This window comes from Bartonella sp. HY038, assembly GCF_014117425.1.
Taxonomy (GTDB): Bacteria; Pseudomonadota; Alphaproteobacteria; order Rhizobiales; family Rhizobiaceae; genus HY038.
The window spans coordinates 2,879,012-2,904,402 of record NZ_CP059725.1 but is presented as its reverse complement, the minus strand read 5'-3'; the positions used below and the strand labels follow the sequence as shown (position 1 = coordinate 2,904,402).

Sequence of the window (25,391 nt, the reverse complement as noted above, 5' to 3'; positions counted from 1 at the left end):
TCACCATTTTAAAATACTTTCAATGTTCTTTTTCTTTAAATGAGAAAAGCTATAGTGTTTTAAAAAAAACATAGGCTTCAAAAGAATAGTCACCGTGATTAATCTGCACGACATAATGAGTTTGACTATATGTTATTGAGAAGTGATTTCAATCAATAGCCCATCAAGATTGCAAAGTGATTCACATAAATTTTGTTAGAAAATACGCAAGATAAAATAGTTTTTGCGCAAATTTGGATACGGAAAAGCAAAAATATGAAAAAATATATATGCATTTTTTACATTAAACCGATTTAAAAATGCTTTGAATAAAATTTAAATTTGACACGAGTAAAAATTTACCCTTACACTCAGCATCGTGAGAAGCAGAGGAGTTGGCGGATTTTATTAAAGGCGTTTTTTGCCTATCAAATTAAGTTATTGGATGTTTTAGCAAGCTATTTTAGCAGAAATTCTGCAATTACAATTCTTTAATTACAATGGTTTGGCATATAAAAAGCTTTTTAAAAAATCGGACTCATATTTAAGCTGTTCTGATGCTTTGGTTGTCCAAATGTTTGGGATTATCCAAATGTCTGGATGTCTTTAATGATCGCAAATGCGTTTCGTGCAAATATTATGGAGATTTACATGGGTATTAAAAAGACAATCTTTACATTGATGTTAAGTGCAGCAGCTTGCTTTACGTCAAATGCTTTTGCAGATGGTATTGGTGCTTCACTCCTTACCCAGCAGCATCCATTTTATATTGAACTTGCAGATGCTATGAAAGCTGAAGCCAAGGAAAAAAATGTGGCATTGGAAGTAAGCATCGCTAACCAAGATCTTAACAAGCAATTATCCGATGTTGAAGATTTTATCACCAAAGGCGTTGACGTTATCATAATTTCACCGGTTGACAGTAAAGGCGTTTATGCGGCAATTGCAAAAGCCAATGCCGCTGGCATCAAGGTAATTACGGTAGATGTTCCTGCCGCGGAAGGTGATGTTGTTTCTCATATTGGTACCGATAATTATACTGGCGGCGTTAAAGCTGGTGAATTGATGGCCAAGATCCTTGATGGCAAGGGTGAAGTTGCAATCATCGATTATCCAACCGTGCAGTCGGTTGTAAACCGTATCGAAGGCTTTAAAAAAGCGCTTGAAAGCTATCCTGATATCAAAATTGTTGCTCAACAAGCAGGCATCACTCGTGCCGATGCTTTGTCTGTGGCGCAAAACATCCTTCAAGCCAATGATAATATTACTGGTATTTTCGGCTTTGGTGATGATGCTGCCCTTGCCGCAGCTGTTGCCGTTAAAGCTGCGAATATGAGTGATAAGGTTGCTGTTATCGGCTTTGATGGCATGAAAGAAGCGCGCGATGCAGTTGATAGTGATCCAGTAATGGTGGGCGTCATTCAACAGTTCCCTGATCAAATGGGCAAACTTGCCGTTGATACGGCTGTAAAAGTCATTGCTGGCGAAGAGGTACCTGCTGAACAGCCTATCGTTCCTGGTGTTTATACAAAGCAAAAATAGGTTAAATGATGGACCGGACAGATAAAATCATCCTTTCCTTGAAGGATATTCAAAAGTACTTTGGCCCAGTAAAAGCTATTAAAAATATGCAACTTACTGTGCGCCAAGGAACTGTGCATACTTTATTGGGTGAAAACGGTGCCGGTAAATCCACCTTGATGAAAGTTCTTGCGGGTGTTTATCCGCAAACGGCGGGGCGAATCATATTTGATGGTGAGCCTTATAGCCCAAAAAACCCGCGTGAAGCGGTTGCCAAAGGCTTATCGATTGTTTTTCAAGAGTTAAGCCTTTGCAATAATATGAGTGTTGCTGAAAATATTTTTGCAACCCATGAGCCACAACGTTTTGGCTTTATTAATGACAGACAATTGCGCAAAGAAGCAGATGAGTTGATCGCCTATTTGGGGCTACCAATCCGTGCTAGAGACAAAGTGGGCGATCTGTCAATTGCCCAGCGCCAATTGGTCGAAATTGCCAAAGGTTTGAGTAAACCAGCTAAAGTTCTTATTCTTGATGAGCCGACCTCATCCCTATCCGATTCAGAAGCTGAAATCTTATTTTCATTGATTGACCGTTTGAAAGAACGTGGAACGGCTATCATTTATATTTCCCATCGCATGGAAGAAATCATGCGTTTATCGGATGATATAACGGTTATTCGCGATGGCGAATATATCGACACAAAACGTCGTCAGGATACCAATATTGATGAATTAATCGCAATGATGGTTGGGCGAAAAATGGATGAAATTTATCCCCCCGCCCTTTCTAGCCCTAATTTTGAAAAAATATCTCCAATTTTAGAAGTAGAAAAACTATCGTTTAAAGATGAATTTCAAGATGTTTCTTTTGCTATTCGTCCAGGTGAAATATTAGGCTTTTTTGGTCTGGTTGGTTCTGGTCGCTCTGAAGTGATGAATGCCATATTCGGCATGAAAAAGGCAAGTGGGACCATACGCCTTGAGGGTAAGGCCGTTAATTTTAAGAGTGCTGCAGAATCTATCGCTGCCGGTATTGGCTTTGTAACAGAAAACCGCAAAGAAGAAGGTTTAATTCTAAGCGCTAATGTTATGCACAATATTTCCATGGCATCGCTCAACGGATTTACCAATAATTTGGGATTTATGAATTTTGGCGCAGAGAAAAAAGTTGCGCTTCAAGAAGCTGATCGTCTTTCAGTAAAAGCCAAGGGTTTAGACACAGTGGTGAATACTCTATCGGGCGGCAATCAACAAAAAATTGTTTTTGCTAAATGGCTTTTAACCAATCCCAAGCTTCTCATTTTAGATGAGCCAACACGCGGTGTTGATGTTGGCGCTAAATTTGAAATCTATAAAATTATTAGACAATTAGCTGATGAGGGAACAGCGATAATTCTTGTTTCTTCTGAATTGCCCGAGGTTTTAGGTCTTGCTGATCGTCTCATTGTTATGACTGAAGGGTGTATAACTGCGACGCTCAATGATGCGGATATGTCACCACAAAATGTTATGGCTTTTGCTACCGGAACGGTTGCCACAGGAATAGTTAAATGAAACAGTCCGCACAATTCTTTACAATACAAAATAATGAATTAAAAAACTCAATTCAACGATATGGTGGCATATTACTGGCTCTGGTCATTCTATGTGTTATCTTCGCTTTTTTTAGCGACAAATTTCTAAACCGAAGTAACGCTTTAAATATCTTGCAGCAAACAGCTCCTGTTGCCATTGCTGCTTTTGGTATGACTTGGGTAATTTTGCTTGGTGAAATAGATCTGTCTATTGGCTCAATTATTGCGGTAGCTGGTATGGTTGGTGCGCAAATACTGGCTTTTGGCTATGGCTTTGTGCCTGCAATTATTATTACCTTACTTGCTGGGGCGGTAATGGGCTTTATCAATGGTGCATTGACCGCGAAATTACTGTTGCCGTCCTTTATTGTCACCGTTGCTACAATGGGCATTTATCGCGGTCTTGTTAATCTGCCAACCAATGGCTCACCAGAAGCGATTAGAGATCCGTTCTGGATTGCTATTGGTTCTGGTAAATTTTTATACATGCCGATTATTATCTGGATTTTTATAATACTATTTTTATTCAATCATATTCTTTTATCAAAAACAACTTTCGGCCGGCGTACCTATTTAACCGGTGGTAATAAAGAGGCTGCTTTATATTCCGGCATCAAAGTCGGCCGCCTAAAAATCCAAATTTTTATTTTATCGGGCGTTATGGCAGCTATTGCTGGGATCTTATTATCATCTCGCCTTTATTCGGCGCAAACCAATGCGGGCGTAAATAATGAACTTGATGCCATTGCCGCAGCTGTACTTGGCGGTGCTAGCCTATCTGGCGGTGTAGGTACCATGGTTGGTACTTTGTTTGGCGCACTTATCATTGGTGTGTTGAACAATGGCATGAATATGATGTCTGTTCCTTATTTTTTCCAGCTTATCGTTAAAGGTTTGGTCATCTTAATCGCTGTTTGGTTTGATGTAAGAGCCAAAAGAAAAAGAGGCTAATTATGGGTAAAGTTTTAACTATTGGCGAAATTTTAGTCGAGATTGTTGCCACCACCAAAGGTGATGGTTTTTTAAGTGCGCAGCCGCTTATTGGACCGTTTCCATCGGGTGCACCAGCTATTTTTATCGATCAAGTTGGCAAATTGAATACGCCATGCGCGATTATTTCCCGCGTTGGTGATGATGATTTTGGCCGCGTCAATATCGATCGCTTAAAAGCTGATGGCGTTGATGTTTCAGCTATTGAGATTGCCCAAGGTGAGTCAACTGGTAGTGCTTTTGTGCGCTATCGCGAGGATGGCAGTCGCGCTTTTGTTTATAATATCCGCTATAGTGCATGTGGCACATTAAACACCACTCAAAGCGCTAAGGATATGATTAAGGATTGCGATCATCTTCATGTTATGGGGTCGGCTTTTTCAGCGCCTGAACTTGGCGCCATGGTTATTGAAGCTGCAAAGGCAATAAAACATAAGGGTGGCACAATTTCCTTCGATCCCAATTTGCGCCCTGAATTATTGAATACCCCTGGTCTTAAACAATCTTGCGAATTTATTCTATCTATCACTGATCTTTTTATGCCGTCTGGAGAAGAAATTTTCTTATTTGAAAAAGCTGGCAATGAAGAAGAAGCGGTCAATCATCTATTGGCGCGTGGTATCAAAACCATTGTGGTGAAGCGTGGGGAAAAAGGTGCGAGTCTTTATGAAAATGGCAAGCGGTTTGACGCACAAGCTTTTAAGGTTGAGGAAAAAGATCCAACTGGCGCAGGTGATTGTTTTGGCGGAGCATTTTTGAGTTTTTGGCTCAAAAATACCGATCCGCAACAAGCGCTTGATTTTGCCAATGCTGCAGGTGCGCGTGCGGTTAGCGAAATTGGCCCTATGGAGGGAACGTCAACCCTTGCCGATCTCGAGCGCTTTATTGCGCAAAAAGCACTTTGATCATTTGGACAAAAATTTGTTAAACCTGCACTCGTAAAAGGATATTCCATGACTAAAAATCCTCTGCAATCTATTTCAAATTGGCGTCAGCAATCGGGGCCATCTGGCATACCGTCTATTTGCACAGCGCACCCCATGGTTATTGAGGCGGCAATGCGTGCAACCATGCCAACGCCATTGCCACTATTGATTGAAGCAACCTGCAATCAAGTTAATCAAGATGGTGGCTATACTGGTATGACACCACAAGATTATAAAAATTTTGTGCTAGATATTGCCCAAAACTGCAACTTTCCAGTTGAGCGTTTAATTTTTGGTGGTGATCACCTTGGACCTAATCCGTGGAAAAATTTAGCCGCAGAAGAAGCTATGGATAAAGCCGAAGTCATGATCCGTGCCTATTCGGCTGCCGGTTTTACCAAGTTGCATTTAGATTGTTCCATGGGCTGTCTTAATGAACCTTTGGCACTTGATGATAATATTATTGCGCTGCGTGCTGCCCGACTTGCCAAGGCTGCAGAAGAAGCAGCAGCGCAAGGCTCAATCGCCCCTGTTTACATTATTGGAACTGAAGTACCAGTGCCTGGTGGTGCTTTGGAAGAGATTGAAGGGCTTGAAGTAACGAACAAAGATGCCGCCCTTACAACTTATGATATTCATAAGCAGGCATTTATAGCACAAGGCTTAGAAGATGCCTTTTCACGAGTTATTGGCCTTGTTGTGCAGCCCGGCGTTGAGTTTGGCAATCATAATGTCATTGATTATGATCCGCAAGCTGCAGTCACTCTATGTTCTGCATTGCCGCTTATGCCGAATATTGTATTTGAGGCGCATTCTACTGATTATCAAACCCGCGCCGCTTTAACGGCTTTGGTTAATGATGGATTTGGTATTTTAAAAGTTGGCCCCGGCCTTACCTTTGTTATGCGTGAAACCTTATATGGTCTTGATATGATTGCAGAAGAGCTTTTTGCAGGGCGACGTCAAAAGACTTTGCGCCAAACCATGGAAGAGGTCATGCTCAGCTCTCCTGCTAATTGGGATCGCTATTATCACGGTGATCAACATGAATTGGCCTTGCAGCGCCATTTTTCTTATAGCGACCGTATCCGCTATTATTGGCCTAATGAAAAAGCTAATCGTGCGGTTGAAGAACTCTTGGGGTTATTTAACAATGTCACATTGCCAGAAACTCTTATCGGGCAATATCTTGGCGGCCTTTATCATGATGTTCGTAGCCACCGCCTGCCAGCTAATGCCAAGGCTTTGGTGTTCGCAAGCATTGAAAAAGCAATCAATGATTATATTGCTGCTTGTTGGCAAGCTTAAATTGCAAAATTAAGGACATTGTCTGGCTTTGGTTGAAACGATAGTGAAAGCCAGACATGTTTTTTAGATTAAAACGCCTGAAGGTATTTGTATAAAAATAAAAGATAACACTTTTTGTTGGGTAAAAGATTAAAAATGAAAAAAATAAATTCGATACCTGAAATTCGTACACCGGAAATTCGTACAATGGAAGAGTTTGCTAGCCATATCGGATTATCACGCCCAACAGTATCCAAATATTTTAATGATCCAACATCGATTAGAAATTCAACACGCTTACTCATTGAAAACGCTTTAGCTGAGTTTGATTTTCGCCCTAATCTATTTGCGGTTAATTTAAAGCGCCGGCGTACTAAAATTTTGGGCGTTATTATTCCAGATACGCTTGATCCATTTTATATGGAGCTCACCCGCAAAATTGAAGAAATTGCCGAAAAAAATGGCTATTTTGCTGTTGTATTAAGCTCGCAAGGGCAAGTATCAAGACAATCTGATGCGATTGAACGATTGCAATCCATGCATATTGCTGGTGCAATAATTGCACCAATTGCCCATTCGGCAAGCCAAGATAAATTAAACTCTTTAGCTGATCGCATTCCCCTTGTTTATGTCGATAGTAAGGAAGAAAGTGATGTACCCTTTGTTGGTACTGATAACCGCCAAAGCCTTGGCCTTATCATTGATTATTTATGCCGATCAGGAGAACCACCGTGCTTTTTGGGTATGCCGGGGGTAAATGCCAATTCAACATCACGCCGCCATGCTTATGAAGAAGCGATGATACGCAACGGTTTTAAACCTCTTATATTGCCAGTTGATAGCTCAAATAGCTGGGAATTCGAAAAATTTGGCTATGAGCAAACAATAAAAAATGTCAAAAGCGGTCTGCCAACCAATACAATATTATGTGCAAATGATCGCATTGCTTTTGGCGCTTTGCATGCTGCATGGGAAATGGGCATTAAAGTGGGGCATGGTTTACCAAGCAGCGAACTACGCATCGCTGGCCATGATGACCATCCGCTTGCGCGTTATACATCACCACCCCTTACAACCGTTGCACAAGATTATGCGCTGATTGCACAAATTGCCATGCAAAAACTAATGGATTTGTTTGATAATGAAGATCGGCAAGAACCATCTAAGCTAAAAGAACATGTAAAGAGTAAAGATCAATTAAAGCAAAAAGACCAGACATTGCTTAAAGCAAGTCTAATGCTAAGACGATCAGCTTAAACGGTTGTCTAGCCAATTCGAATTATAAACTAAATTTTTCTTTGATGAAAGTATAGTAATAACCTGTCACAATGGTCATATTTGTTAGACTATTTAAATAAATAGAATATGGCTATCCTAGGAAATTACTTAATGCTATCATACGCTTATTGGGGACATATCAAGAGTAATTATCATTTTAGCGATTTTAATGTGCAATCTTTTGCTATTATGAACTGTTTTAATCGACAGTTCACCCAGTTTGATTATAACTCCCCTTTTTTTCAAAGTTATGGATATAGAAGTTACGGAAGGCTTATTAAACGAGCTTTAAAATATAATGATGCCTTGAGTAAAGTTTTTCATATCTCACTTAAAGTGGCCGATAAATCAGATTGTTATATCGAAAGTTTTAATTTAAGCATTGCCTTTCGCAATCCATTTTATCAATGTGAAGATAAAGCACCAATAAGACAAAATTGTCAGCTCATTGCATTTAATTTTAAAAAGAATTTTACTTTAGACGAAAATTTTAACCAAGCTGTTGGTCTTTTCGATGCTCTGGCGACGCGCGCTTTAGATTTAAAGCTATTTGCGATACTTGAGAGTAATGAGTTTTTAAATATTGAATATTATCACGCCGGTGTCAATAATATTGCCTTAGTACCATCATTGGGCGTTGTGGTGTTACAAAAGAAAAATTTTTAAAATTAATATTATTGTTTTTTATCAATAACTTATAATAAAAGTAAAAAATTAATGAATTTTTTTCAAAAAACTCGGGAACTTTTTCGTGATCGAACCGTTAATGGTGCAACAAGGCTAACAAAAGGTAAATAAGCCGAGAAACTTAAACAATTAATCAGATAACTTAGAAGAATCTAATAAACGGAAGCAAATTGGTTTCCCGTTAACGATCTAACCTTGCCTAAATTTAAAGTGATCCAACGCAAAACCAGTTTTTGCGAACAAGGAAGCTTTGTTTAAACACGGTTGGGCGGTTCTTCCAAAACAAATTTAAGGATAAAGATCATGAACCGTTTTGCAAAATCAATCATCACTGCTTCAACTCTTGCAATTGCTGTAATCGCTAGCGCACTTACTGCACAAGCAACCACAATTTCAGCTCCTGCCTTATCATTGCATAATGCACCTGCAACAAGTGCGGCCGTAACCAGCAATATTGCTAAGGGTACTCAAGTTAATGTTGGTGTTTGCAATTCAGCTTGGTGCTATGTAACTGCAGGCAACCAAAAAGGTTGGGTTGAAACCAATAAGCTTTCAACACAATTGGCTGCTGCAAATAGCCGTGCTCGTTCAATGGCAGTTAGCGGTGGTGCAGGCGGCTCTGCTGCAACTGGTGGCCGTACAGCATCTGCTGGCTTAAATATTTCAATCACCATTGTTCCTGAAAAGTCAGAAGCAAAGGCTGCAAACCACAATCGCATTAATGTTGCTAAAATTGCACCACAAAACTTGCGTTAAGAATTTCACAAATCCCCGTTAGCTAAAATCAAGCTAACCAATTGGCCTATCTGATTTCATGATCGATCAGATAGGTCTTTTTTATTGTTTTAAATGTTGTTCACCACGTGTAAGCGTTGTTTGCGGGGTAAAAACGGGTGAAAATATCCGCCGTGAATTGCGTTTTAACAGTGGGATGCCTTGACTGATATGCTTGGTTGCTTCAAGAACGAGAGCGCCACCAAAATAAGGAAAAAAACGCTTTTGCATTTTTTCAAAAAGCGTGGAAAAGCGCCGGATATTTAAATTTCTTTGCGGTAAAAAATGCAGCGTTTCGCTAAGCGATTGACAGGTAAAACCAGCATTGGTCACAATTTGGTTTAGTTGGCCACGGCTATAGGGTTCGCCGGAGCCAAAGGGTGTTGCATCAGAACCTGCCCAAAAGCCACGTCGGTTTGGTGCAATAATAATGAGTTTGCCATTAGGAGCTATAACCCGCCATAATTCACGCAGGGTTTCGCTCGCGTTTTCAGTTTGTTCTAAGGCATGCACAAGGATGATCTTGTCAAGACAACCGTCAGCGAGGGGCAAATCTTCTTCAAAGACCAAGGCAGTTGCAACATTTTGGATATCTGGCCAAGTTGAAGCGCCTTGCCGCGCCGGCATAAAAGCAAAACAACAATCACATTTCAAGCGAAATGGTTCAAGATAAGGAACGCAATAACCAAGTCCCATAATCCTTTCATCATTGCGGGTTGGAATATGTGGCTGAAGTGCGTTATTTAAATTTTGCTGCACCTTTTTACCTAAAGGTGATTGATAAAACTTTTGCAAAGAGTGAATATCAAGATACATTGCGTGCCTACCCTTTGCGCTAAGATGAAATTTGAATGCGTTTTAAAATGTCGTTATTGCCAACAACCTATTTGACGACCTCGCAAATTATGAGCATCAAGATCGACAAGGAGACGCTGGTCTTTTTCGAGTAAATAATAACGCGTGCTATTCTTAATCTCAAGCTTTTGCCAACCAGCGCACTGGGTTGGCATAGATGGTTGCGAAAATGCGATTTTTTCGCTCCATGCTGTTGCTTTGGCAGTGCAACCACATAAAAATGGTAGCCCGATTATCGGTAACGCTGCTAAAGCACGTCTATTTTGGGTTAAGTTTTGAAGAACAGTTTTTGAAAAAGACGACATAAATCCCCCGCAAATTGCCAAATCTCATTTAAATAACGATAGTGTTATTGGTAAGTTATTTTATAATGATTAGATATTACTCGCTGTATGGCTTAAAGCATAGCAAAAAAACATGCGTCTATCCATATATATGTTTTTGATATAAATGAGTGAATTGATTTATCATAAATATTTGCTAGGCTTTTGATGCAGCGTCTGTCTTAGTTTAAATGGTTTTTGCCAGATAATAACAAAAATCATATGCAATTTCCTATAAGCTTGTTAAACAAATTTTATGTAAGGAACAAATTATGGAATACCGTGCATTAGGAAAAACTGGGTTTAACATTGCGCCTTTAGTTTTTGGTGCCAATGTTTTTGGCTGGACTGTTGATGAAAAACGCTCATTTAATTTACTTGATGCTTTTGTTGATGCAGGCTTAAATGCAATCGATACAGCCGATGCTTATTCAACTTGGGCGCCGGGCAATAAGGGTGGAGAATCTGAAACCATCATTGGCAATTGGCTAAAGCAAAATCCAACGAAGCGCGAAAAGGTCGTTATTATCACTAAAGTTGGCTCAGATATGTTGGAGCCTGGTAAAAAAGGGCTATCGGCGCGTTGGATAAAACAAGCGGCTGAAGATTCTTTAAGACGCTTACAAAGTGAAGCTATTGATGTTTATTTATCCCACTGGCCTGACCCAGAAACCAGCCATGAAGAAACATTGCGTGCTTATGAAGACCTTATAAATTCCGGTAAAGTGCGTGCAATTGGTTGCTCTAACTATGATGCAAAACTTTTAAAGAGCGCGCTTGATACATCAAAATCCTTGAATTTGCCAAGCTATCAAGTGCTTGAGCCTGAATATAATCTTTATGATCGCAGCGGTTTTGAAGGCGAACTTGCCGATCTTTGCTGCCAAGAAGGTTTGGGTGTCATCACCTATTTCAGTCTTGCATCTGGTTTTCTTTCGGGAAAATATCGCAGCCAAAAAGATGTTGAGGGCAAAGCGCGCCAACGCATGGTTGAAAAATATGTCAATGAACGTGGCCTGCATATTCTTGATGTGCTTGATGGCATATCAAAGGCACATAATGCAACCAATGCTGAAGTGGCGCTTGCTTGGATTATTGCACAAAAGGCAGTGACCGCACCTATTGCTAGTGCTACAAGTCTTGAACAATTGGCAAGCCTTGTTAAAGCAACGACCCTTAAACTAAGCAATGACGATATAACACATTTGACTAATGCCAGCGCTTTTTAATAAGCTAGAAATTAAATTCCACATTGTTAAAATATAAAATTGTGAGCAAATCCATTTCAAAATGAAACGGATTTGCTTTTATATTTGAGCAAGGTTTATTTTAAGGTCTTGCCGAAATTGGATTTAGCCACTAAATCTAGCGATCAGAATATTTTCGCAAAAATATGAGGCGTTGTCGCCAAAATACGTAAAAGCAAAAAACTAGAGCATTTTAGTGACTTTAATTAAAGTGCTTTAGCCCAGGAGAGATAGATGTATGCTTTTTTTTCGACTATAAGTCTTATATTAGACTTTATTAGGATACTTATTGTAGGCAGAATAATTATTTCTTGGCTTTATGCGATGAATATTGTTAATCCGCGCAGTCAGCTCTTCGGTATGATTGGTAATTTCCTTTATACAGCAACTGAACCTATGCTAGCACCAATAAGGCGTATATTGCCGGATCTTGGCCCAATCGATATTTCGCCTATTATTATCTTTTTTGGGATTTATTTTTTGCAAATGTTGATTGCAACATCACTTATGCCTGCATTTGTGTAAGTAAAGTAAACTGCGCCAAAGGATGGAATAAGATTTAAAAATAATGAGCCGTTTTAGTTTTGAAAAACTAAAACGGCTTTTTAATAACTTTGGATATTTAACAAATTGGATATTTAACAAAGCGCCGCTTTGTGACCATGCTTTTAAAAATTGGCAATTTTTTTCAATTGTTCATAATTATGGGGCGCAGCAGCAAGAACAGGATGCCCTTTTTTGAGATTTTCACGATCGGTGGGGAATGGCATAATTTTGCCGCCTGCTTCCTGGACAAGGCAAAAACCAGCTGCACAATCCCATAAATGCATATAGGGTTCAACATAGCCGACGAGGCGACCTGCCGCGACATAAGCAATCATCAATGCGCCTGACGCATTACGATAAAAATTGCTGCCCGCAGCCAAAAGATTTTGTAAAACATCAATTTTGCGCTCTGTTGAAATATGATGATTGCAGCCAAAGCCAGTAAGTCCATTGGCAATGGTATTTTTCTTCGTTACTTCAATTGGTTTATCATTTAAAAATGCACCATCATTAGTCATGGCGCGATAAAACTCGTTTTTATATGGTGCATAGATCACGCCAATTGCAGGTTTGCCCTGATATAAAATGGCGATCGAAACACACCAATCACCAATTCCTGCTAAAAAAGGCGCCGTGCCGTCAATAGGGTCGATTACCCATAGGAAATCTGATTGATGGTTGCTAATACCACTTTCTTCGCCCAAAAATGCATCATCAGGAAAATGGCGATAAATTGCTTCTTGAATGTGCTTTTCAACATTGCGATCAGCCATTGAAACCAAATCTTGCGGGTCTTGTTTGGTTTCAATAATTAATTTATCGCGGTTATTAAAATAGTCTAAGGCAAGGTTGCCCGCACTTTTTGCCAATTGCTGCGCAAGAGCATAGCGTGTTTGTAACAATTTTTCGATATTTTGAAGTTCATTTTCGATATTTAGCGAGGTCATGACAGTTCCGTTTTAAAGTGAATAGCAACGCTTTATGTAATTTATTATTATAACACATCCGTGTCGCATAATCATGAGGGCGTGCGGTATATGCATAAAAAAATCAAGCCTATGTTTTAAGCATAGCCTTGATTGTAAATTTTTATGATTTTTTACCCAAAACGGTTTGCAAAACTTAGCAAAATCCCGCTTGTTTAAGTTGGTTATAAGCTTGCAAAACAGCGCGAAAACGCTCCTCAGAACTGCGATCGCCGCCATTTGCATCAGGATGGTGCCGTTTGATTAAAATCTTATATTGCGATTTGATTTCTTCGCTGCTTGCCATTTCTTTTAGCTCTAATGTGGCAAAAGCTCTTGCTTCCAGCACTTTCAATTTACGTTTAGGCGCCGCTTCAACACGCTTTTCATTAATCAGCCCATAAGGGTTACGTAAGCGCTTTTGCGAAACAGCGGAGCCTGAACGAATGCTGGAAAATTCCTGCGAGGTTTTAGTGGCTGTGGTGCGGTTAGAGCCTATTTTCCTTGTCGGGCGGTGGCCGGTTGCAGCATCCTTTTGGAACTTAGCAATTTCCGCATCGCTAAGGTCGGAAAAATAATTAAAATTTTTATTATATTCACGTACATGGTCAATACAAAAATGTAAAAATTGCCCTTCTCGGCCACGACCAGCAGGTGCACGATGGGGGCCTGGCTTTTCACAGCCTTCCCATTGGCATTTCATTGTTTCAGGCTCGGCTTTTGCCTTTTTGCCTGAACTAATGCGTATAGAGTCAAAGAATTTTGAATTAATTGCCATGATATTTAGGTCATTCCGAATGGATTATAGTGTAATAATGTTTGACAATTGAATGAAATCGCACCAAACTTTATACAAGGCAAACTAGTGCCCTTTCAAGAAAACACGATCAAACAATGATTTTGTCCTTTTTAATAAAAGATACTACGCTATATATGGGGTTTAAATTAAACTTTTAAACTTAATTAAACTGAAAGCGTTGCAGTTTCATATTTGGATTGGCGATTTTAACCAATTATAAAAAAACTGCAAGAGCTACGATATGGTTTGGGAAAATAATTATGTCCAGCACGATTAAAGAAATAATGGAAAAAAAATTGCGCGCCGTTTTTACGCCTCAACATTTAGAAGTTATCAATGAAAGTGCATTGCATGCCGGTCATAGTCATGACGACGGTAGCTCTTTTGATGGTGAAGGTGAAACACATTTTAGAATAAAAATTACTTCAAATGAATTTATCGGCATGAAACGGGTAGAGCAGCATCGTGCCATTAACGATGTATTAAAAGACGAGCTTGCTGATAAGGTTCATGCTCTTGCAATTGAGGCGCAGGCAACACCATAAACGGCACTTAACAGTGAAATTTTTACGCACTTTAGATTGCAACTGTTTTGTTCCCTAGTGAAATATGCAAAACTTAATTTAAATACTGAGTTTTAACCCTAAGCTATGGAACTTCGATGCATATTCATGCGTTATCTTCGCTTAAGTGAATGCGAGATTAATATCTAATATCAAAGTGGTTAATAATAAAGCTTTCTTTGTAATTCTTTAATTTGAATTGTTGTAATTTTTGCTATAAATGAATTATATTTGATCGCAATTGCTTAAATGAGATAGTTATTCATTAATATGTTGGAATATATATATGGAACGCGCAGCTAGAACCCAATGGCGTGATAGGCTTATTCTTGAAAATGCTTTAGATTATGCCATATTAACCACTGATATGAATGGAATTATTGATAGTTGGAGCGCGGGCGCACATAATTTATTTGGTTGGCGCGAAGAAGAAATTATAGGAAAATCATTAGACACGCTTTTCACACGTGAAGATCAAGCAGATGGATTGCCAGCAAAGCGACGCGAAATGGCCCGTCAACACAGGCTGGATCCGGTTGAGCGCTGGCATTTGCGCAAAGATGGCAGTAAGTTTTGGGCATCGGGTGATTTGCAATTATTTCAAGATGAAAATGGCGCACCTTGGGGTTTTTTGAAAATTGTTCGGGATAGGACTAGCGAGCGACAACATCAAGAGGCGCTCCGATTAAGTGAGGAACGCGCCCATCTTGCGCAAGAGGCCGGTGGCATTGGGTCTTTTTCCATTGATGTGGATCGAGGTATTATTCTTGCTACACCCAAATTTATGGAACTATTAGGACTTGAAATTAAGCCAGAACTTGCAATTGAAGAATTTTTAGATGTAATCGTTACCAATGTGTCTTATATTGCCAGTCAGATGCTTAATCCACCAGATGATAAATTAGTATCGCTAGAAATTCAAATTCAACGCAGTGACAATAATGAAAGACGTTGGATTGCTTTTCGCGCAGAAAAAGCACCAATTGATATTGGTGAAATGCAAGGGCATCGCCCGATCCTTGGAGTTATTCAAGATGTAACTGCAAGGCGGCTTGCTCAAGATAAAAGAGAAATGTTAGCGCAAGAGTTAGCCCATCGGGTTAAAAATACTTTAGCTATGGTGCAAAGTATTTGCAATCAAAGCTTAAATAATGCCACGAACATTGAAGAAGCACGCCGCATTTTAACCGCACGCATAAAAGCCCTTGCTGATGCACAAGATATATTAACGCACGGAGCCTCCTCCAGTATTAATTTGCATGAGATCATCGTCAATTGCCTTGAGGGTAATATTGGCCTAACCAATCGCTTTACCTGTAATGGCCCAAAAGCTGCGCTTGATAGTGAGGCGGCGCTTTCCATGTCTCTGGCATTGCATGAATTTGCAACCAATGCAGTAAAATATGGCGCTTTATCGAATGAACAAGGACGAGTGGACATTACATGGGATTTTGATGATGGCAAATTTCATTTTGCATGGCATGAAATTGGTGGGCCTGAAATTACTAAACAACCAACCCGCAAGGGTTTTGGGGCAAAATTGGTGGAACGCTTATTGCCTGCAAGCTTGAACGGTGAAGCAAAACTTGATTATGCACCAAATGGTTTTAGCTATCACCTAACTGCACCAATTAGTGATTTGATTAAACCACATTAAGTCAATCCATGCGTTATTTGAAGATTGTATCATTTTGACTATTATTTGAGATTTTGGCTTAACAAAAGATGCTATCTCTTGTTATAATTTATAGTGATTTATAGATTCCATTTGAACATATTGCATCTTATCCCTTTGCAGTTTCTTGATTGTAATAGGTTTAAAATCACATAGAATTTGTTGGGATATTGGAAAACAACATTGACGACACTAAATATTGTTGGCACAAACAGCAAATAGCAAAAATATGTGGCAAAAAATGCGGCATATGCTATTAAATGTTTAAGTTTTTACTAAACTATCCATTGTCACTAGCACTAGTCACCATTAAGTGTCACCACCAGTGTCATTGCAAAGTTTAGGATTGAATTGCAAATATTATCTTTCTAGAGGGGTTTCCCGTGCACCGTCATTCTTATCTTTTTACTAGTGAATCCGTTTCAGAAGGTCATCCCGATAAGGTTTGTGACCGTATTTCTGATGAAATTGTTGACATGATTTATAAGGAAGCGCGAAAAACCAGTACTGATCCATGGAGTGTGCGTATTGCATGTGAAACAATGGCAACCACAAATCGTGTTATCATTGCTGGGGAAGTTCGTGTACCTGATACATTCTTGAAAAAAGATAAGCAGGGCAATTTGGTTGTTGACGAGCAGGGCAATCCGCAAATTAATCCATCGCGTTTTCGTGCGGCAGCGCGCCGTGCTATTAAAGAAATTGGCTATGAACAAGAGGGTTTCCATTGGAAAACCTGCCGTATTGATGTGCTGCTTCATTCACAATCAGCCGATATTGCCCAAGGTGTTGATAATGCTGCTGACCGCCAAGGCGAAGAAGGTGCTGGCGATCAAGGTATTATGTTTGGTTATGCTTGCCGTGAAACTGAAGATTTAATGCCAGCGCCCATTTATTATGCCCATAAAATTTTGGAAGAAATTGCTGTCGCTCGTCATAAAGGTGATGGTGAGGCTCGTTTATTGGGACCAGATGCTAAAAGTCAGGTAACGGTGCGCTATATTGATGGCAAACCAACAGAGGTGGTGTCAATCGTCCTATCGACTCAGCATCTTGATGCCAATTGGGATTCGAAAAAAGTGCGCGAAGTGGTTGAACCCTATATTCGCAATGCTTTACATGACATTGAAATCTCAGAAAATTGCAATTGGTATATTAACCCAACTGGAAAATTCGTTATTGGTGGGCCTGATGGTGATGCGGGGCTTACCGGTCGTAAGATTATTGTTGATACTTATGGTGGGGCCGCGTCGCATGGTGGCGGTGCTTTTTCTGGTAAGGATACCACTAAAGTTGACCGTTCCGCTGCCTATGCCGCACGCTATCTAGCTAAAAATGTTGTTGCTGCTGGCCTATCTGAGCGTTGCACCATCCAGATTTCCTATGCGATTGGCGTTGCCCAACCGCTTTCAATTTATGTTTGACCTTCATGAAACGGGCAAGGTTTCAGAGGCGCAGGTTGAAGCCGCTATTCGCGCAGTGATGGATCTTAGCCCAACCGGTATTCGTAAACATCTTGATCTTAATCGACCCATTTATGCCAAAACGTCAGCCTATGGACATTTTGGTCGTAAACCTGGCCGCGATGGTTCATTTTCTTGGGAAAAAACCGACCTTGGCAGTGCGTTAAAGGCAGCAATTCAGTAATGCAATCGGATAAAACACCACATAGAACCCGTATGAGCGAGGCTTTTTATGGCCGACGTCAAGGCAAGCCCTTACGGGATAACCAAATTAAACGGCAAACAGATCTTTTGCCGCAGGTGTTGGTTGACCTCAAACAACCAGCGCCGCAATCGCTAAAAGAATTATTTGCAAAGCCCGTTGAAGCTGTACGCCTTGAAATTGGTTTTTGGCGGCGGTGAGCATTTATTGCATGAGGCTGGTCGTTTTCCCAATACCGGTTTTATTGGGGTTGAGCCTTTTGTTAACGGCATGGCAAAGCTTTTAGCTGGTCTTGATGAATTGCCCGATTTGCAATCCTCATTGCGTCTTTATAATGATGATGCAACTGCACTGCTTGATTGGCTGCCTGATCAATCGCTTGATGGTATTGATCTATTCTATCCAGACCCCTGGCCCAAGAAAAAACATTGGAAGCGGCGCTTTGTGAATGAGAAAAATTTGCAGCGTTTCGCCCGTGTTTTAAAAAAAGGGGCATTGTTTCGTTTTGCCAGTGATATTGATACCTATATTAACTGGACATTATTGCATTGCCGTGAGCATGGTGGTTTTGAATGGGTAGCGGATAATGCCAGTGATTGGCACACGCCCTATGAGGCATGGCCGGGCACGCGCTATGAAGCAAAGGCGATACGCGAAAATCGCACGCCAGCTTATTTGACATTTAAACATATTTAAAAAAGGGGCAATTTTGCCCCTTTTGTTTTTGATGTTAAAAATACATTATTGGCAGTTTTGCCAGTCCATGGATATAAGCTTATATTCATAATATTGGCTTAATCATATTGAGTTTTTAAGGTGGAAGCGACAGATGAATATTGGTTTTTTAGGCACTGGCACAATTTCTGATGCTATTATTCGTGGTCTTGCTAAATCGGATATTACCAAATCAAGCCTTGATAAATCAAAAGGGGCGGTTAAATCAATCATTGTATCACCGCGCTCACAATCTATTTCAGCTAGGCTTGCCACAGATTTTCCAAACCTTGTGCATGTGGCATGTGATAATCAAGCGGTGGTCGACCAATCGGATATTGTCTTTATCGCTTTGCGAGTACAAGACGCGCAAGACTTGCTTAAACAATTAGCATTTAAGCCGCAGCAAAAACTTGTTAGTTTTATTGCAACCGCCTCAATTGATGATCTTGCCGCTTGGAGTGGGCACAAGGGGGACATTCTTCGCGCGGTGCCGTTACCATTCGTGATGGATCATCAAAGCGCCACGCCGGTTTTTCCAAAAGATGAGGACGTTGAAGGAATTTTTGCCAAGATTGGCGGCGCACTTAGTCTTGCCAATGAAGAAGAATTGAAAATTTTCATGATTGCAGGCTCACTTATGGGCAGCTATTATCGTTTTGCAGGCAGTGCCAATCAATGGTTGATTGACCATGGCATTAATGAAAATATTTCAACCAAATTTATCAGCAAATTATTTGCAAGCCTTGCCCATGAAGCGCAATCGCGACCAAAAATTGACTATAAAGAACTAGAAATTGACCATTCTACCAAGGGCGGCACCAATGAGTTGGTGACGAAAGTCTTTAACGATAATGGTGGCATTGATGCGCTTATTAAAGGGCTTGATAGCGCGCTTGAAAAAATGCAGTAGCTTAAAATTTTGTATTATTTTTATGTAGAAGATGAAGAAGGCAGCTATGGAAAACAAAGTTATTGATCCTAAAAAGACCGCTTTAATCTTGATGGATTTTCAAAATTTTATTTTGGAGAATTTTATTTCACTAGAGCAAGCGACACATGTGACGCAAAATGCTGCAAAGCTACTTCAATGGGCGCGCCAAGCAGGTGTTTTTGGTTATCCATGTGAATGTTAGTTTTCGCCAAGGCTATCCTGAAATTAATTCACGCAATGTCATGTTTGGTGATATTAAGGCCAATAAGCGGGTTATTCCCGGCAGTGACGAGATGAAAATCTATGCGCCACTTGCGCCGCAAAGTGATGAGCCAATTGTTGGCAAACATCGCATTAGTGCATTTTCTGGCAGTGATTTTGATATGATTTTGCGCGCTAATAATATTGAAGAATTGGTGCTTGCTGGGGTTGCAACCTCGCATGTTGTCTTATCGACCTTCAACCAAGCATTTGATCTTGATTATGGTTTAACGGTCATTGAGGATGCTTGTACCGATGGTGATCTTGAAATGCATGATATTTTAATCAAAAAGCATTTTCCAAGACATGCAATGGTCATGTCTGCACAAGAATTTATTGAAACAAATATTAGCTAATCTTTGATTTTTTAGGTAAATATCGCAGTTTAAAACGTGGATTATAGCATAAGCCGGGGAACAACATGTTACAAAATTTATTTTTAAAAATCTACATGCCTATTTTTAGGTTTAAAAATAGACGTTATTTAAAAAAGCGAAATTTTAACTACATTATTGATCGTTTTGAAGAATATGGCGCTGCTGGGCTTGAAGTTAAAAAAGTCACAGACCATTTTTTACAAAATCATTTTGACGCATTTCGGCAAGGGTTCGAGCAATTGCGCCGCAATGATGAGCTTCTTGCCAATGGCTTTTTGAAAAGCGGCCTTGTCTTTGATGGGCTTGAAAATATATTTAAAGACTGTAGCTTTGATGAAGCATTGAAGAAAATTTCACATTTGGAAAATTGGTGGGAAAAAGATAAAAGCTCATTTGCTGGTGGGCTTTATGCATTATGTCTTTATCATACCGGTTGGATTGCGCGCGGCGGCGGATATATCCAAGATGTCGGTAAGACTGGTTTGAATAGCTATCAAGGTTGTTTGAGCAAAATGTGGGATGTCCTCAAAGACAGCGTTGCAGGGTCTGACAACTGCCTTTTATGGAACTTAGCACATTATAAATTATATAGCGATGGTGGTGCTGGAATTGAATATCTTAATGAGTTGTTTTGTACACTTCTTGCTTTAGATCCTGATAATCTTACCCATTATATTGATCATGGTTTTCGGCTATTGCCGCGTTGGTTCGGCTCATCTATGCAAGATGTTGACGATTTTGCTCGCAAAGCCATTGAAGTTACCAAAGAAAAATTCGGTTGTGGTGTTTATGCGATGATTTATTCATTCCATTTTCGACTTGGAGATAATCCCGTGGAAGAGACCTGCTGTGATTTTGATTTGTTAAATCAAGCATTTGACGATTTATATCAGCGTTTTGGTGGGCAGGCTATGGTTAATTATAATATTGCCCTACTTGATTGGGCGGAAAAATATGACAAGGCCTATCCGTTGGTTAATTCTCGGCTAACTGCAATTGTGCCTGCTGTTTGGAATCCTTATGATGTTGTCAACGGATTATTAATCGCAGATCTTAAAATTTGTCATATAGGGTTACATTATTCTTAAGCTACATAAAGGCGCTTATCGCTAATTTAAACTATTCATCTAACCGTAGTATTTTGTTTTGCAAAATTCTTGCATTAATTTATATATCGTTATATAGATTTTATACATAACGGGTGTAAAATTGTTGTGAAAGCTATTATAAAATTGATAGCGCATTAAAGGAAAAGATGATGAAAAAGATTGCCTTTCTTTCTTTTGGACGTTGGAAACAACATGAACTTTCCAAAACAACGACACCGCAGGCATCCTATAAGCAAGCAATTGAAATGGCAGTTCGAGCGGAGGAAATGGGTGCTGATGGTGCTTATTTTCGTGTTCATCATTTTACCGAACAATTGGGTGCGCCTTATCCTTTGCTCGCAGCTATCGCAATGCAAACCAAACATATTGAAATTGGCACTAGTGTGGTTGATCTTCGTTATGAAAATCCGCTTTCTATGCTCGAAAATATCGCCTCTGCCGATATGATTGCTGATCAGAGATTACAATTTGGTATTGGCCGCGGCGCGCCGTTTGCATCTATTAATGGTGGCGATTTTTTTGCACCAAGCATGAATAAGGAATTGAGCCAAAGAGAACTTGCCCAGCAACGCGCTTTGTTTTTTCTTGACCAATTACGCGGCGAAAAAACATTTGAACTTGAATATAATTTTGCTGATGCTGGTGAAACGCGCCGCATTGCAAGAGTGGAACCCTATAGTGACACGTTACACAAGCGTATTTGGTGGGGATCTGGCACGATGGAATCGGCCATCTGGGCAGCTCAACATGGCATGCATATTCAATGTGCCACCCATCGCAATCCTGATACTGGTCAATTTATGTTTTCAGAGCAAGTTGAGTTTTTAACCGCCCATAAAAAAGCCTGGGATAAAGCTCAGCATAATTATGCACCACGAGCTGCAATTATTCGCGAGATTATACCGCTTTGTGATGAAAAAGAAGACGCTTGGTTGCAACAAATCAATAATGAATTGGTGGAATTATGGCCCAATAATAAGAAAGCCCGCGATGTTTTTCAAAGCACCTATTGTGGGCGCCCTAAAGATATAATTGCTAAGCTCAAAAATGATGCCGCAATTGCTGAAGCAGATACTATTTTTATTCCGGTTGAAAATAGCATTGGTCTTGAATTTAACCTTAAAATTATTGAAAATATTTTGACAAAAATTGCACCGGAATTGGGGTGGCGCTAACAAAGCGACCTGATTTAAAACTGAAATTTTATAAATATAAAGATGAAATTTTTTTGAGGCATAACAACAGTTTCGCCTCAAAAATATTGTTTAATATTAGTTCTCTGTAAATCTATATCGTAAACTTGATCCCAATCTTAGCTCAAAAATTACATAGACGTGTAATTTTCTTAGGCATGAATTGTCTTCTATAGCTCTGTTTGCTCCCTCTATGTAACTAAAATTCAAATCCCGAAAAAAACTTATCTCAGACAAAGTTGAATGTTGTGGATTTTGCGCTACAGGGGCAAATTTTCTGCTTTCAAAGGCGCATTTTATTTCATTAAACATATTGTCTTGCGGATAAATATCTTTAATTTTTTTAAAATCGGGGCTTTGAGGATAATAGATTAAAGACCAATGTTTAGGATCTTTATGGGTGTGCAGCGTATAATGATCGCCATTATCAACAAAAGCGTAAGAGCCATCAATCTGCATATTTATAAGGGTATTTACTCCCTTATGAGCGATAAAATCTACCATTGTAATGCCTTAAAACTTCTATTCATTTGTTTTTTGTGAAAAAATTAAAGTAAAATATGCTAAAACTTGATGGCACCAATAAGACTTCAAATATAAATGATTTTTTATTACGATGCTCTAGGTTCTGTATTTATTTTAATGAACCAATATTTGTCTTTTTTGATAAAGTATTATCATCATGGTTTGATTTTTTTCATAAACTGCGTTTATATTTGTCTAGGAAAGGTAAGTTATGGAAAATCGCGATTATGAACTTGAGGAAAAATATAAAGCTAAGATTTTTGAAATTATTTCATTAGGATTTCCGCTTTTTTTTGATATTTATGAATATGCTGAAAATAAGCTAATAATCGCCATCAGTAGTGATTTTTGCTATTATCATAATTGCGAATTTATTATGGACGGTGTTGAATTGATTCATTGCGAAGCCATGTGGTCAGCGGACTTTAATCTGGATTATTTACGCATTTTCAAATTTCAAAAAAATAAACAGGATTTTATACGTTTAGAAATACTCTCAGATACGGGTATTCTCTTAAGGTTTATTGGAAAAAGTTTAGATTTTAATTCTCATATGGTTTTTTATTATGAACGTGAGAATTTAAAGCCCTGCGAGCGTATAGTTAGTAAATTGTTTTAAGTATCGGAATTTTATGATGGAAATTGATAATCATACAGCGCAAACCATCATGGGCTATTTGCGTGAACGTTGGCCTAATCAGATTTTGCGCATCAAAATATATGAGTGGTGTTCAACTAATCTACTTTTAGCAATTAGTGATGATTTTCAAAAGCATCATATTTGCGAGTTTTTTTCAAATGATTATTGTCATTCCAATTGTTCGGTCGAGTGGAGTTTCAACACCAATAGTGATTTTTTAAAAATTAATCTTCAAAACGAGTTTCGCCCTGTACCCGAGTTTATTTTTACCGCTCTTGATGGTGCTCAACAGCTTATAAGCTGCGATAATTTTTATTTTAATTTTGATGTCGTTGATTATCTGGGCGCTAAAAAGCCGCAAAAATTTGACCGCTTAAATAAAAATTATTTTTCGCATTATGATCCAAAAACGGATCTATTTGATGAAAGAAAGTGGGGACTGCGATTAGATTAGGAAACGAAGAACAAAAACGCGGGCAATGATTATTATCAATATGATATAGCCAACGTTTTTTAAGAATCATAGTTTATCACGATGATGTTCTACATTGATGGGCCGTTATTCCAATCATAATTATGATTATTGGCCATGTTGCAAACTTTTTTAAGACTGTAAAAATTAGAATAATATTTCATATAATGGCAATATTACCCGTCTAAATAATACGCCAAAGCATCAAATTACTCAATTTTAGAGACTGAAACGGGAAATATTAAAAGTTTTACCAGTTATTTGAGAATTAAATTCTAGCGTAAAAATATTTGCGACAAGGCCGTTTTTCTTGGTTAGATTTTAATGAATGCATTATGTAGCTACATAATCTCTATTAAAAAAGATAAATATATGTTATCAGATAGACTTTTTCGATTGTGCGTTGAAGCAACTTTTGGTGAAATTTATAACAATATAAGAATAATATCTATCGTATTTTGCCCTAATAAAAGAGAATTAAAATATAATATTTATACAGATAGAATGGTTTCTGATTATGACTTGGATTCCGGAGGCGAAATTTCTTCTTATTTAGCAGATGATATAAGAATAAATGAATATGTTGATAAAATTTCTGAAAATGTAATGTTTGATGATAGAGCATACAAGGATATCCAAATAATTGGAACTATAATATTTAAGAGGAGAGAGTACTAAAATATAGGAACGTTGTTTAACCCATCATCGTAAATGCTTGGTATTTTGGGATAATGGGTTAAAATCGTCTAATATAATCTCATAATAGTTTTATTGTGGCGTAACATCCGGACGATCAAGGCTGATGCGTTGCTCATAAGGTAAGGCAGTAAGGTTTTCAAGAATAGCAAGGCGGCCATTTACGCCGTGTTCTTGAATATAGGCCAGTTCCTTAGCGGTAAGCAATGTGATTGCTAACAAGCGAATAGGGCCGCAGGGCATAGCGAGTGTGGTTGAAAAGTTGGGCTGCGGTGCACCGATAAGAATACCAAGATTACCATTATCCAAGACAAAGCGTGATGGGACTTGGTTTGCAACTTCAGCGCTTTGAAAGTCTGGATATTCAATAGAAACCGCACCATATTGCTCAACCATATCAGCAAGGTTTGGATTTTGTGCAGCAACATCGGCGGTGCTAACAACAACACTATAGGCAAAACTATATTGCAAACCATTTTTATTGCCATCATGGCTAAGATATTCAGGGGCGATGGAATTGGTTTCCAAAAACACTTCAAAACCGAAACCGCTCGTTTTCGCCTTACTTGATTGCGGCCATGATAGCCCATTACTGGAAACAATAATGCTGTTGGTGCGGCGCACAAAAGCAAAACTTTGCACAACTGTTGGCCAAGGTTCGCCCTGTACGATTAATGACACAATGCCATCATCCATTTTGCCAATACTATTCCAGTGTTCATGCAAAATAGCGGCTGTCTTATCGATTAATTGGATGTGCTTATCATCCGCCTTTGATCCTTGAAATATATTTTTAATAAAACCAAACATATCT

General features: G+C 39.1%; 26 protein-coding genes and 2 pseudogenes. 22 read left to right on the top strand and 6 right to left on the bottom strand.

The window, feature by feature from the left end; genetic code table 11:
• Window positions 1-660 precede the first annotated feature (660 nt).
• The 8 genes from H3299_RS12580 to H3299_RS12545 all read left to right on the top strand — a co-directional run bounded on the left by H3299_RS12580 (window position 661) and on the right by H3299_RS12545 (window position 9,000).
• Window positions 661-1,521: a substrate-binding domain-containing protein gene (locus H3299_RS12580; RefSeq protein WP_371739847.1), complete on the top strand. Its 861-nt coding sequence runs from the start codon at window positions 661-663 to the stop codon at window positions 1,519-1,521.
• A 5-nt stretch (window positions 1,522-1,526) separates the two neighbouring features.
• On the top strand, window positions 1,527-3,056 hold the full coding sequence (locus tag H3299_RS12575) for a sugar ABC transporter ATP-binding protein (protein WP_210276106.1): 1,530 nt from the start codon (window positions 1,527-1,529) through the stop codon (window positions 3,054-3,056).
• A complete protein-coding gene (locus H3299_RS12570; protein ID WP_182417986.1) occupies window positions 3,053-4,027 on the top strand; it encodes an ABC transporter permease in 975 nt (324 codons plus the stop codon). Before H3299_RS12575 ends, H3299_RS12570 begins: the two co-directional genes overlap by 4 nt.
• A gap of 2 nt (window positions 4,028-4,029) precedes the next feature.
• Complete coding sequence (locus tag H3299_RS12565; RefSeq protein ID WP_182417985.1) at window positions 4,030-4,971, top strand: sugar kinase; 942 nt, start codon at window positions 4,030-4,032, stop codon at window positions 4,969-4,971.
• Window positions 4,972-5,019: 48 nt separating this feature from the next.
• Window positions 5,020-6,300 carry a D-tagatose-bisphosphate aldolase, class II, non-catalytic subunit gene (locus H3299_RS12560; protein ID WP_182417984.1) on the top strand — a complete coding sequence of 427 codons (1,281 nt, stop codon included), beginning with the start codon at window positions 5,020-5,022 and terminating at the stop codon, window positions 6,298-6,300.
• A gap of 186 nt (window positions 6,301-6,486) precedes the next feature.
• Window positions 6,487-7,536 (top strand): LacI family DNA-binding transcriptional regulator, encoded by a 1,050-nt coding sequence (locus H3299_RS12555; RefSeq protein ID WP_182419765.1) that lies wholly within the window; start codon window positions 6,487-6,489, stop codon window positions 7,534-7,536.
• A gap of 132 nt (window positions 7,537-7,668) precedes the next feature.
• Window positions 7,669-8,223 (top strand): hypothetical protein, encoded by a 555-nt coding sequence (locus H3299_RS12550; protein WP_182417983.1) that lies wholly within the window; start codon window positions 7,669-7,671, stop codon window positions 8,221-8,223.
• A 324-nt stretch (window positions 8,224-8,547) separates the two neighbouring features.
• A complete protein-coding gene (locus H3299_RS12545) occupies window positions 8,548-9,000 on the top strand; it encodes an SH3 domain-containing protein (RefSeq protein ID WP_182417832.1) in 453 nt (150 codons plus the stop codon).
• 81 nt (window positions 9,001-9,081) lie between these two features.
• On the opposite strand, the gene H3299_RS12540 is transcribed toward H3299_RS12545, so the two are convergent.
• Both H3299_RS12540 and H3299_RS12535 read right to left on the bottom strand, forming a co-directional pair.
• Window positions 9,082-9,834, bottom strand: a complete 753-nt coding sequence (locus H3299_RS12540; protein WP_182417982.1) for a class I SAM-dependent methyltransferase — start codon at window positions 9,832-9,834, stop codon at window positions 9,082-9,084.
• Between the two features lie 53 nt (window positions 9,835-9,887).
• Window positions 9,888-10,178 (bottom strand): hypothetical protein, encoded by a 291-nt coding sequence (locus H3299_RS12535; protein WP_246708078.1) that lies wholly within the window; start codon window positions 10,176-10,178, stop codon window positions 9,888-9,890.
• Between the two features lie 290 nt (window positions 10,179-10,468).
• On the opposite strand from H3299_RS12535, the gene H3299_RS12530 reads away from it, so the two are divergent.
• Window positions 10,469-11,425: an aldo/keto reductase gene (locus H3299_RS12530; RefSeq protein ID WP_182417981.1), complete on the top strand. Its 957-nt coding sequence runs from the start codon at window positions 10,469-10,471 to the stop codon at window positions 11,423-11,425.
• A 252-nt stretch (window positions 11,426-11,677) separates the two neighbouring features.
• Window positions 11,678-11,968, top strand: coding sequence for a YggT family protein (locus tag H3299_RS12525; RefSeq protein ID WP_182417980.1), 291 nt, complete (start codon window positions 11,678-11,680; stop codon window positions 11,966-11,968).
• Between the two features lie 143 nt (window positions 11,969-12,111).
• On the opposite strand, the gene H3299_RS12520 is transcribed toward H3299_RS12525, so the two are convergent.
• Both H3299_RS12520 and H3299_RS12515 read right to left on the bottom strand, forming a co-directional pair.
• On the bottom strand, window positions 12,112-12,936 hold the full coding sequence (locus tag H3299_RS12520; protein ID WP_182417979.1) for an inositol monophosphatase family protein: 825 nt from the start codon (window positions 12,934-12,936) through the stop codon (window positions 12,112-12,114).
• Between the two features lie 175 nt (window positions 12,937-13,111).
• Complete coding sequence (locus tag H3299_RS12515) at window positions 13,112-13,732, bottom strand: J domain-containing protein (RefSeq protein WP_182417978.1); 621 nt, start codon at window positions 13,730-13,732, stop codon at window positions 13,112-13,114.
• Window positions 13,733-14,013: 281 nt separating this feature from the next.
• Between H3299_RS12515 and H3299_RS12510 the strand changes: the two genes are divergently transcribed.
• From H3299_RS12510 to H3299_RS12470, 9 genes and pseudogenes are all read left to right on the top strand, one after another.
• Window positions 14,014-14,298 (top strand): BolA family transcriptional regulator, encoded by a 285-nt coding sequence (locus tag H3299_RS12510; RefSeq protein ID WP_182417977.1) that lies wholly within the window; start codon window positions 14,014-14,016, stop codon window positions 14,296-14,298.
• A gap of 304 nt (window positions 14,299-14,602) precedes the next feature.
• Window positions 14,603-15,973, top strand: coding sequence for a sensor histidine kinase (locus H3299_RS12505; protein ID WP_182417976.1), 1,371 nt, complete (start codon window positions 14,603-14,605; stop codon window positions 15,971-15,973).
• Window positions 15,974-16,374: 401 nt separating this feature from the next.
• Window positions 16,375-17,638 (top strand): annotated as a pseudogene (gene metK / locus H3299_RS12500) (methionine adenosyltransferase).
• Window positions 17,638-18,352: pseudogene (locus H3299_RS12495) on the top strand (tRNA (guanosine(46)-N(7))-methyltransferase TrmB). Before metK ends, H3299_RS12495 begins: the two co-directional pseudogenes overlap by 1 nt.
• A 133-nt stretch (window positions 18,353-18,485) precedes the next feature.
• On the top strand, window positions 18,486-19,283 hold the full coding sequence (locus H3299_RS12490) for a pyrroline-5-carboxylate reductase (protein ID WP_182417975.1): 798 nt from the start codon (window positions 18,486-18,488) through the stop codon (window positions 19,281-19,283).
• A 46-nt stretch (window positions 19,284-19,329) separates the two neighbouring features.
• Window positions 19,330-19,506 carry a hypothetical protein gene (locus H3299_RS12485; RefSeq protein ID WP_182417974.1) on the top strand — a complete coding sequence of 59 codons (177 nt, stop codon included), beginning with the start codon at window positions 19,330-19,332 and terminating at the stop codon, window positions 19,504-19,506.
• Window positions 19,496-19,921, top strand: coding sequence for a cysteine hydrolase family protein (locus tag H3299_RS12480; RefSeq protein WP_182417973.1), 426 nt, complete (start codon window positions 19,496-19,498; stop codon window positions 19,919-19,921). The genes H3299_RS12485 and H3299_RS12480 overlap by 11 nt, the downstream gene beginning before the upstream one ends.
• A 65-nt stretch (window positions 19,922-19,986) precedes the next feature.
• Window positions 19,987-21,030 carry a hypothetical protein gene (locus tag H3299_RS12475; RefSeq protein WP_182417972.1) on the top strand — a complete coding sequence of 348 codons (1,044 nt, stop codon included), beginning with the start codon at window positions 19,987-19,989 and terminating at the stop codon, window positions 21,028-21,030.
• A 167-nt stretch (window positions 21,031-21,197) separates the two neighbouring features.
• Window positions 21,198-22,226 (top strand): LLM class flavin-dependent oxidoreductase, encoded by a 1,029-nt coding sequence (locus H3299_RS12470; protein WP_182417971.1) that lies wholly within the window; start codon window positions 21,198-21,200, stop codon window positions 22,224-22,226.
• A gap of 96 nt (window positions 22,227-22,322) precedes the next feature.
• Here H3299_RS12470 and H3299_RS12465 read toward each other — a convergent pair whose 3' ends face one another.
• Window positions 22,323-22,748: a hypothetical protein gene (locus H3299_RS12465; protein WP_182417970.1), complete on the bottom strand. Its 426-nt coding sequence runs from the start codon at window positions 22,746-22,748 to the stop codon at window positions 22,323-22,325.
• 232 nt (window positions 22,749-22,980) lie between these two features.
• Here H3299_RS12465 and H3299_RS12460 point away from each other — a divergent pair, with 232 nt between their 5' ends.
• From H3299_RS12460 to H3299_RS12450, 3 genes are all read left to right on the top strand, one after another.
• Window positions 22,981-23,388 (top strand): hypothetical protein, encoded by a 408-nt coding sequence (locus tag H3299_RS12460; RefSeq protein WP_182417969.1) that lies wholly within the window; start codon window positions 22,981-22,983, stop codon window positions 23,386-23,388.
• A 13-nt stretch (window positions 23,389-23,401) separates the two neighbouring features.
• Window positions 23,402-23,863 (top strand): hypothetical protein, encoded by a 462-nt coding sequence (locus tag H3299_RS12455; protein WP_182417968.1) that lies wholly within the window; start codon window positions 23,402-23,404, stop codon window positions 23,861-23,863.
• Between the two features lie 390 nt (window positions 23,864-24,253).
• Window positions 24,254-24,559 carry a hypothetical protein gene (locus tag H3299_RS12450; protein ID WP_182417967.1) on the top strand — a complete coding sequence of 102 codons (306 nt, stop codon included), beginning with the start codon at window positions 24,254-24,256 and terminating at the stop codon, window positions 24,557-24,559.
• 90 nt (window positions 24,560-24,649) lie between these two features.
• On the opposite strand, the gene H3299_RS12445 is transcribed toward H3299_RS12450, so the two are convergent.
• Window positions 24,650-25,387 (bottom strand): hypothetical protein, encoded by a 738-nt coding sequence (locus tag H3299_RS12445; protein WP_182417966.1) that lies wholly within the window; start codon window positions 25,385-25,387, stop codon window positions 24,650-24,652.
• Window positions 25,388-25,391 lie beyond the last annotated feature (4 nt).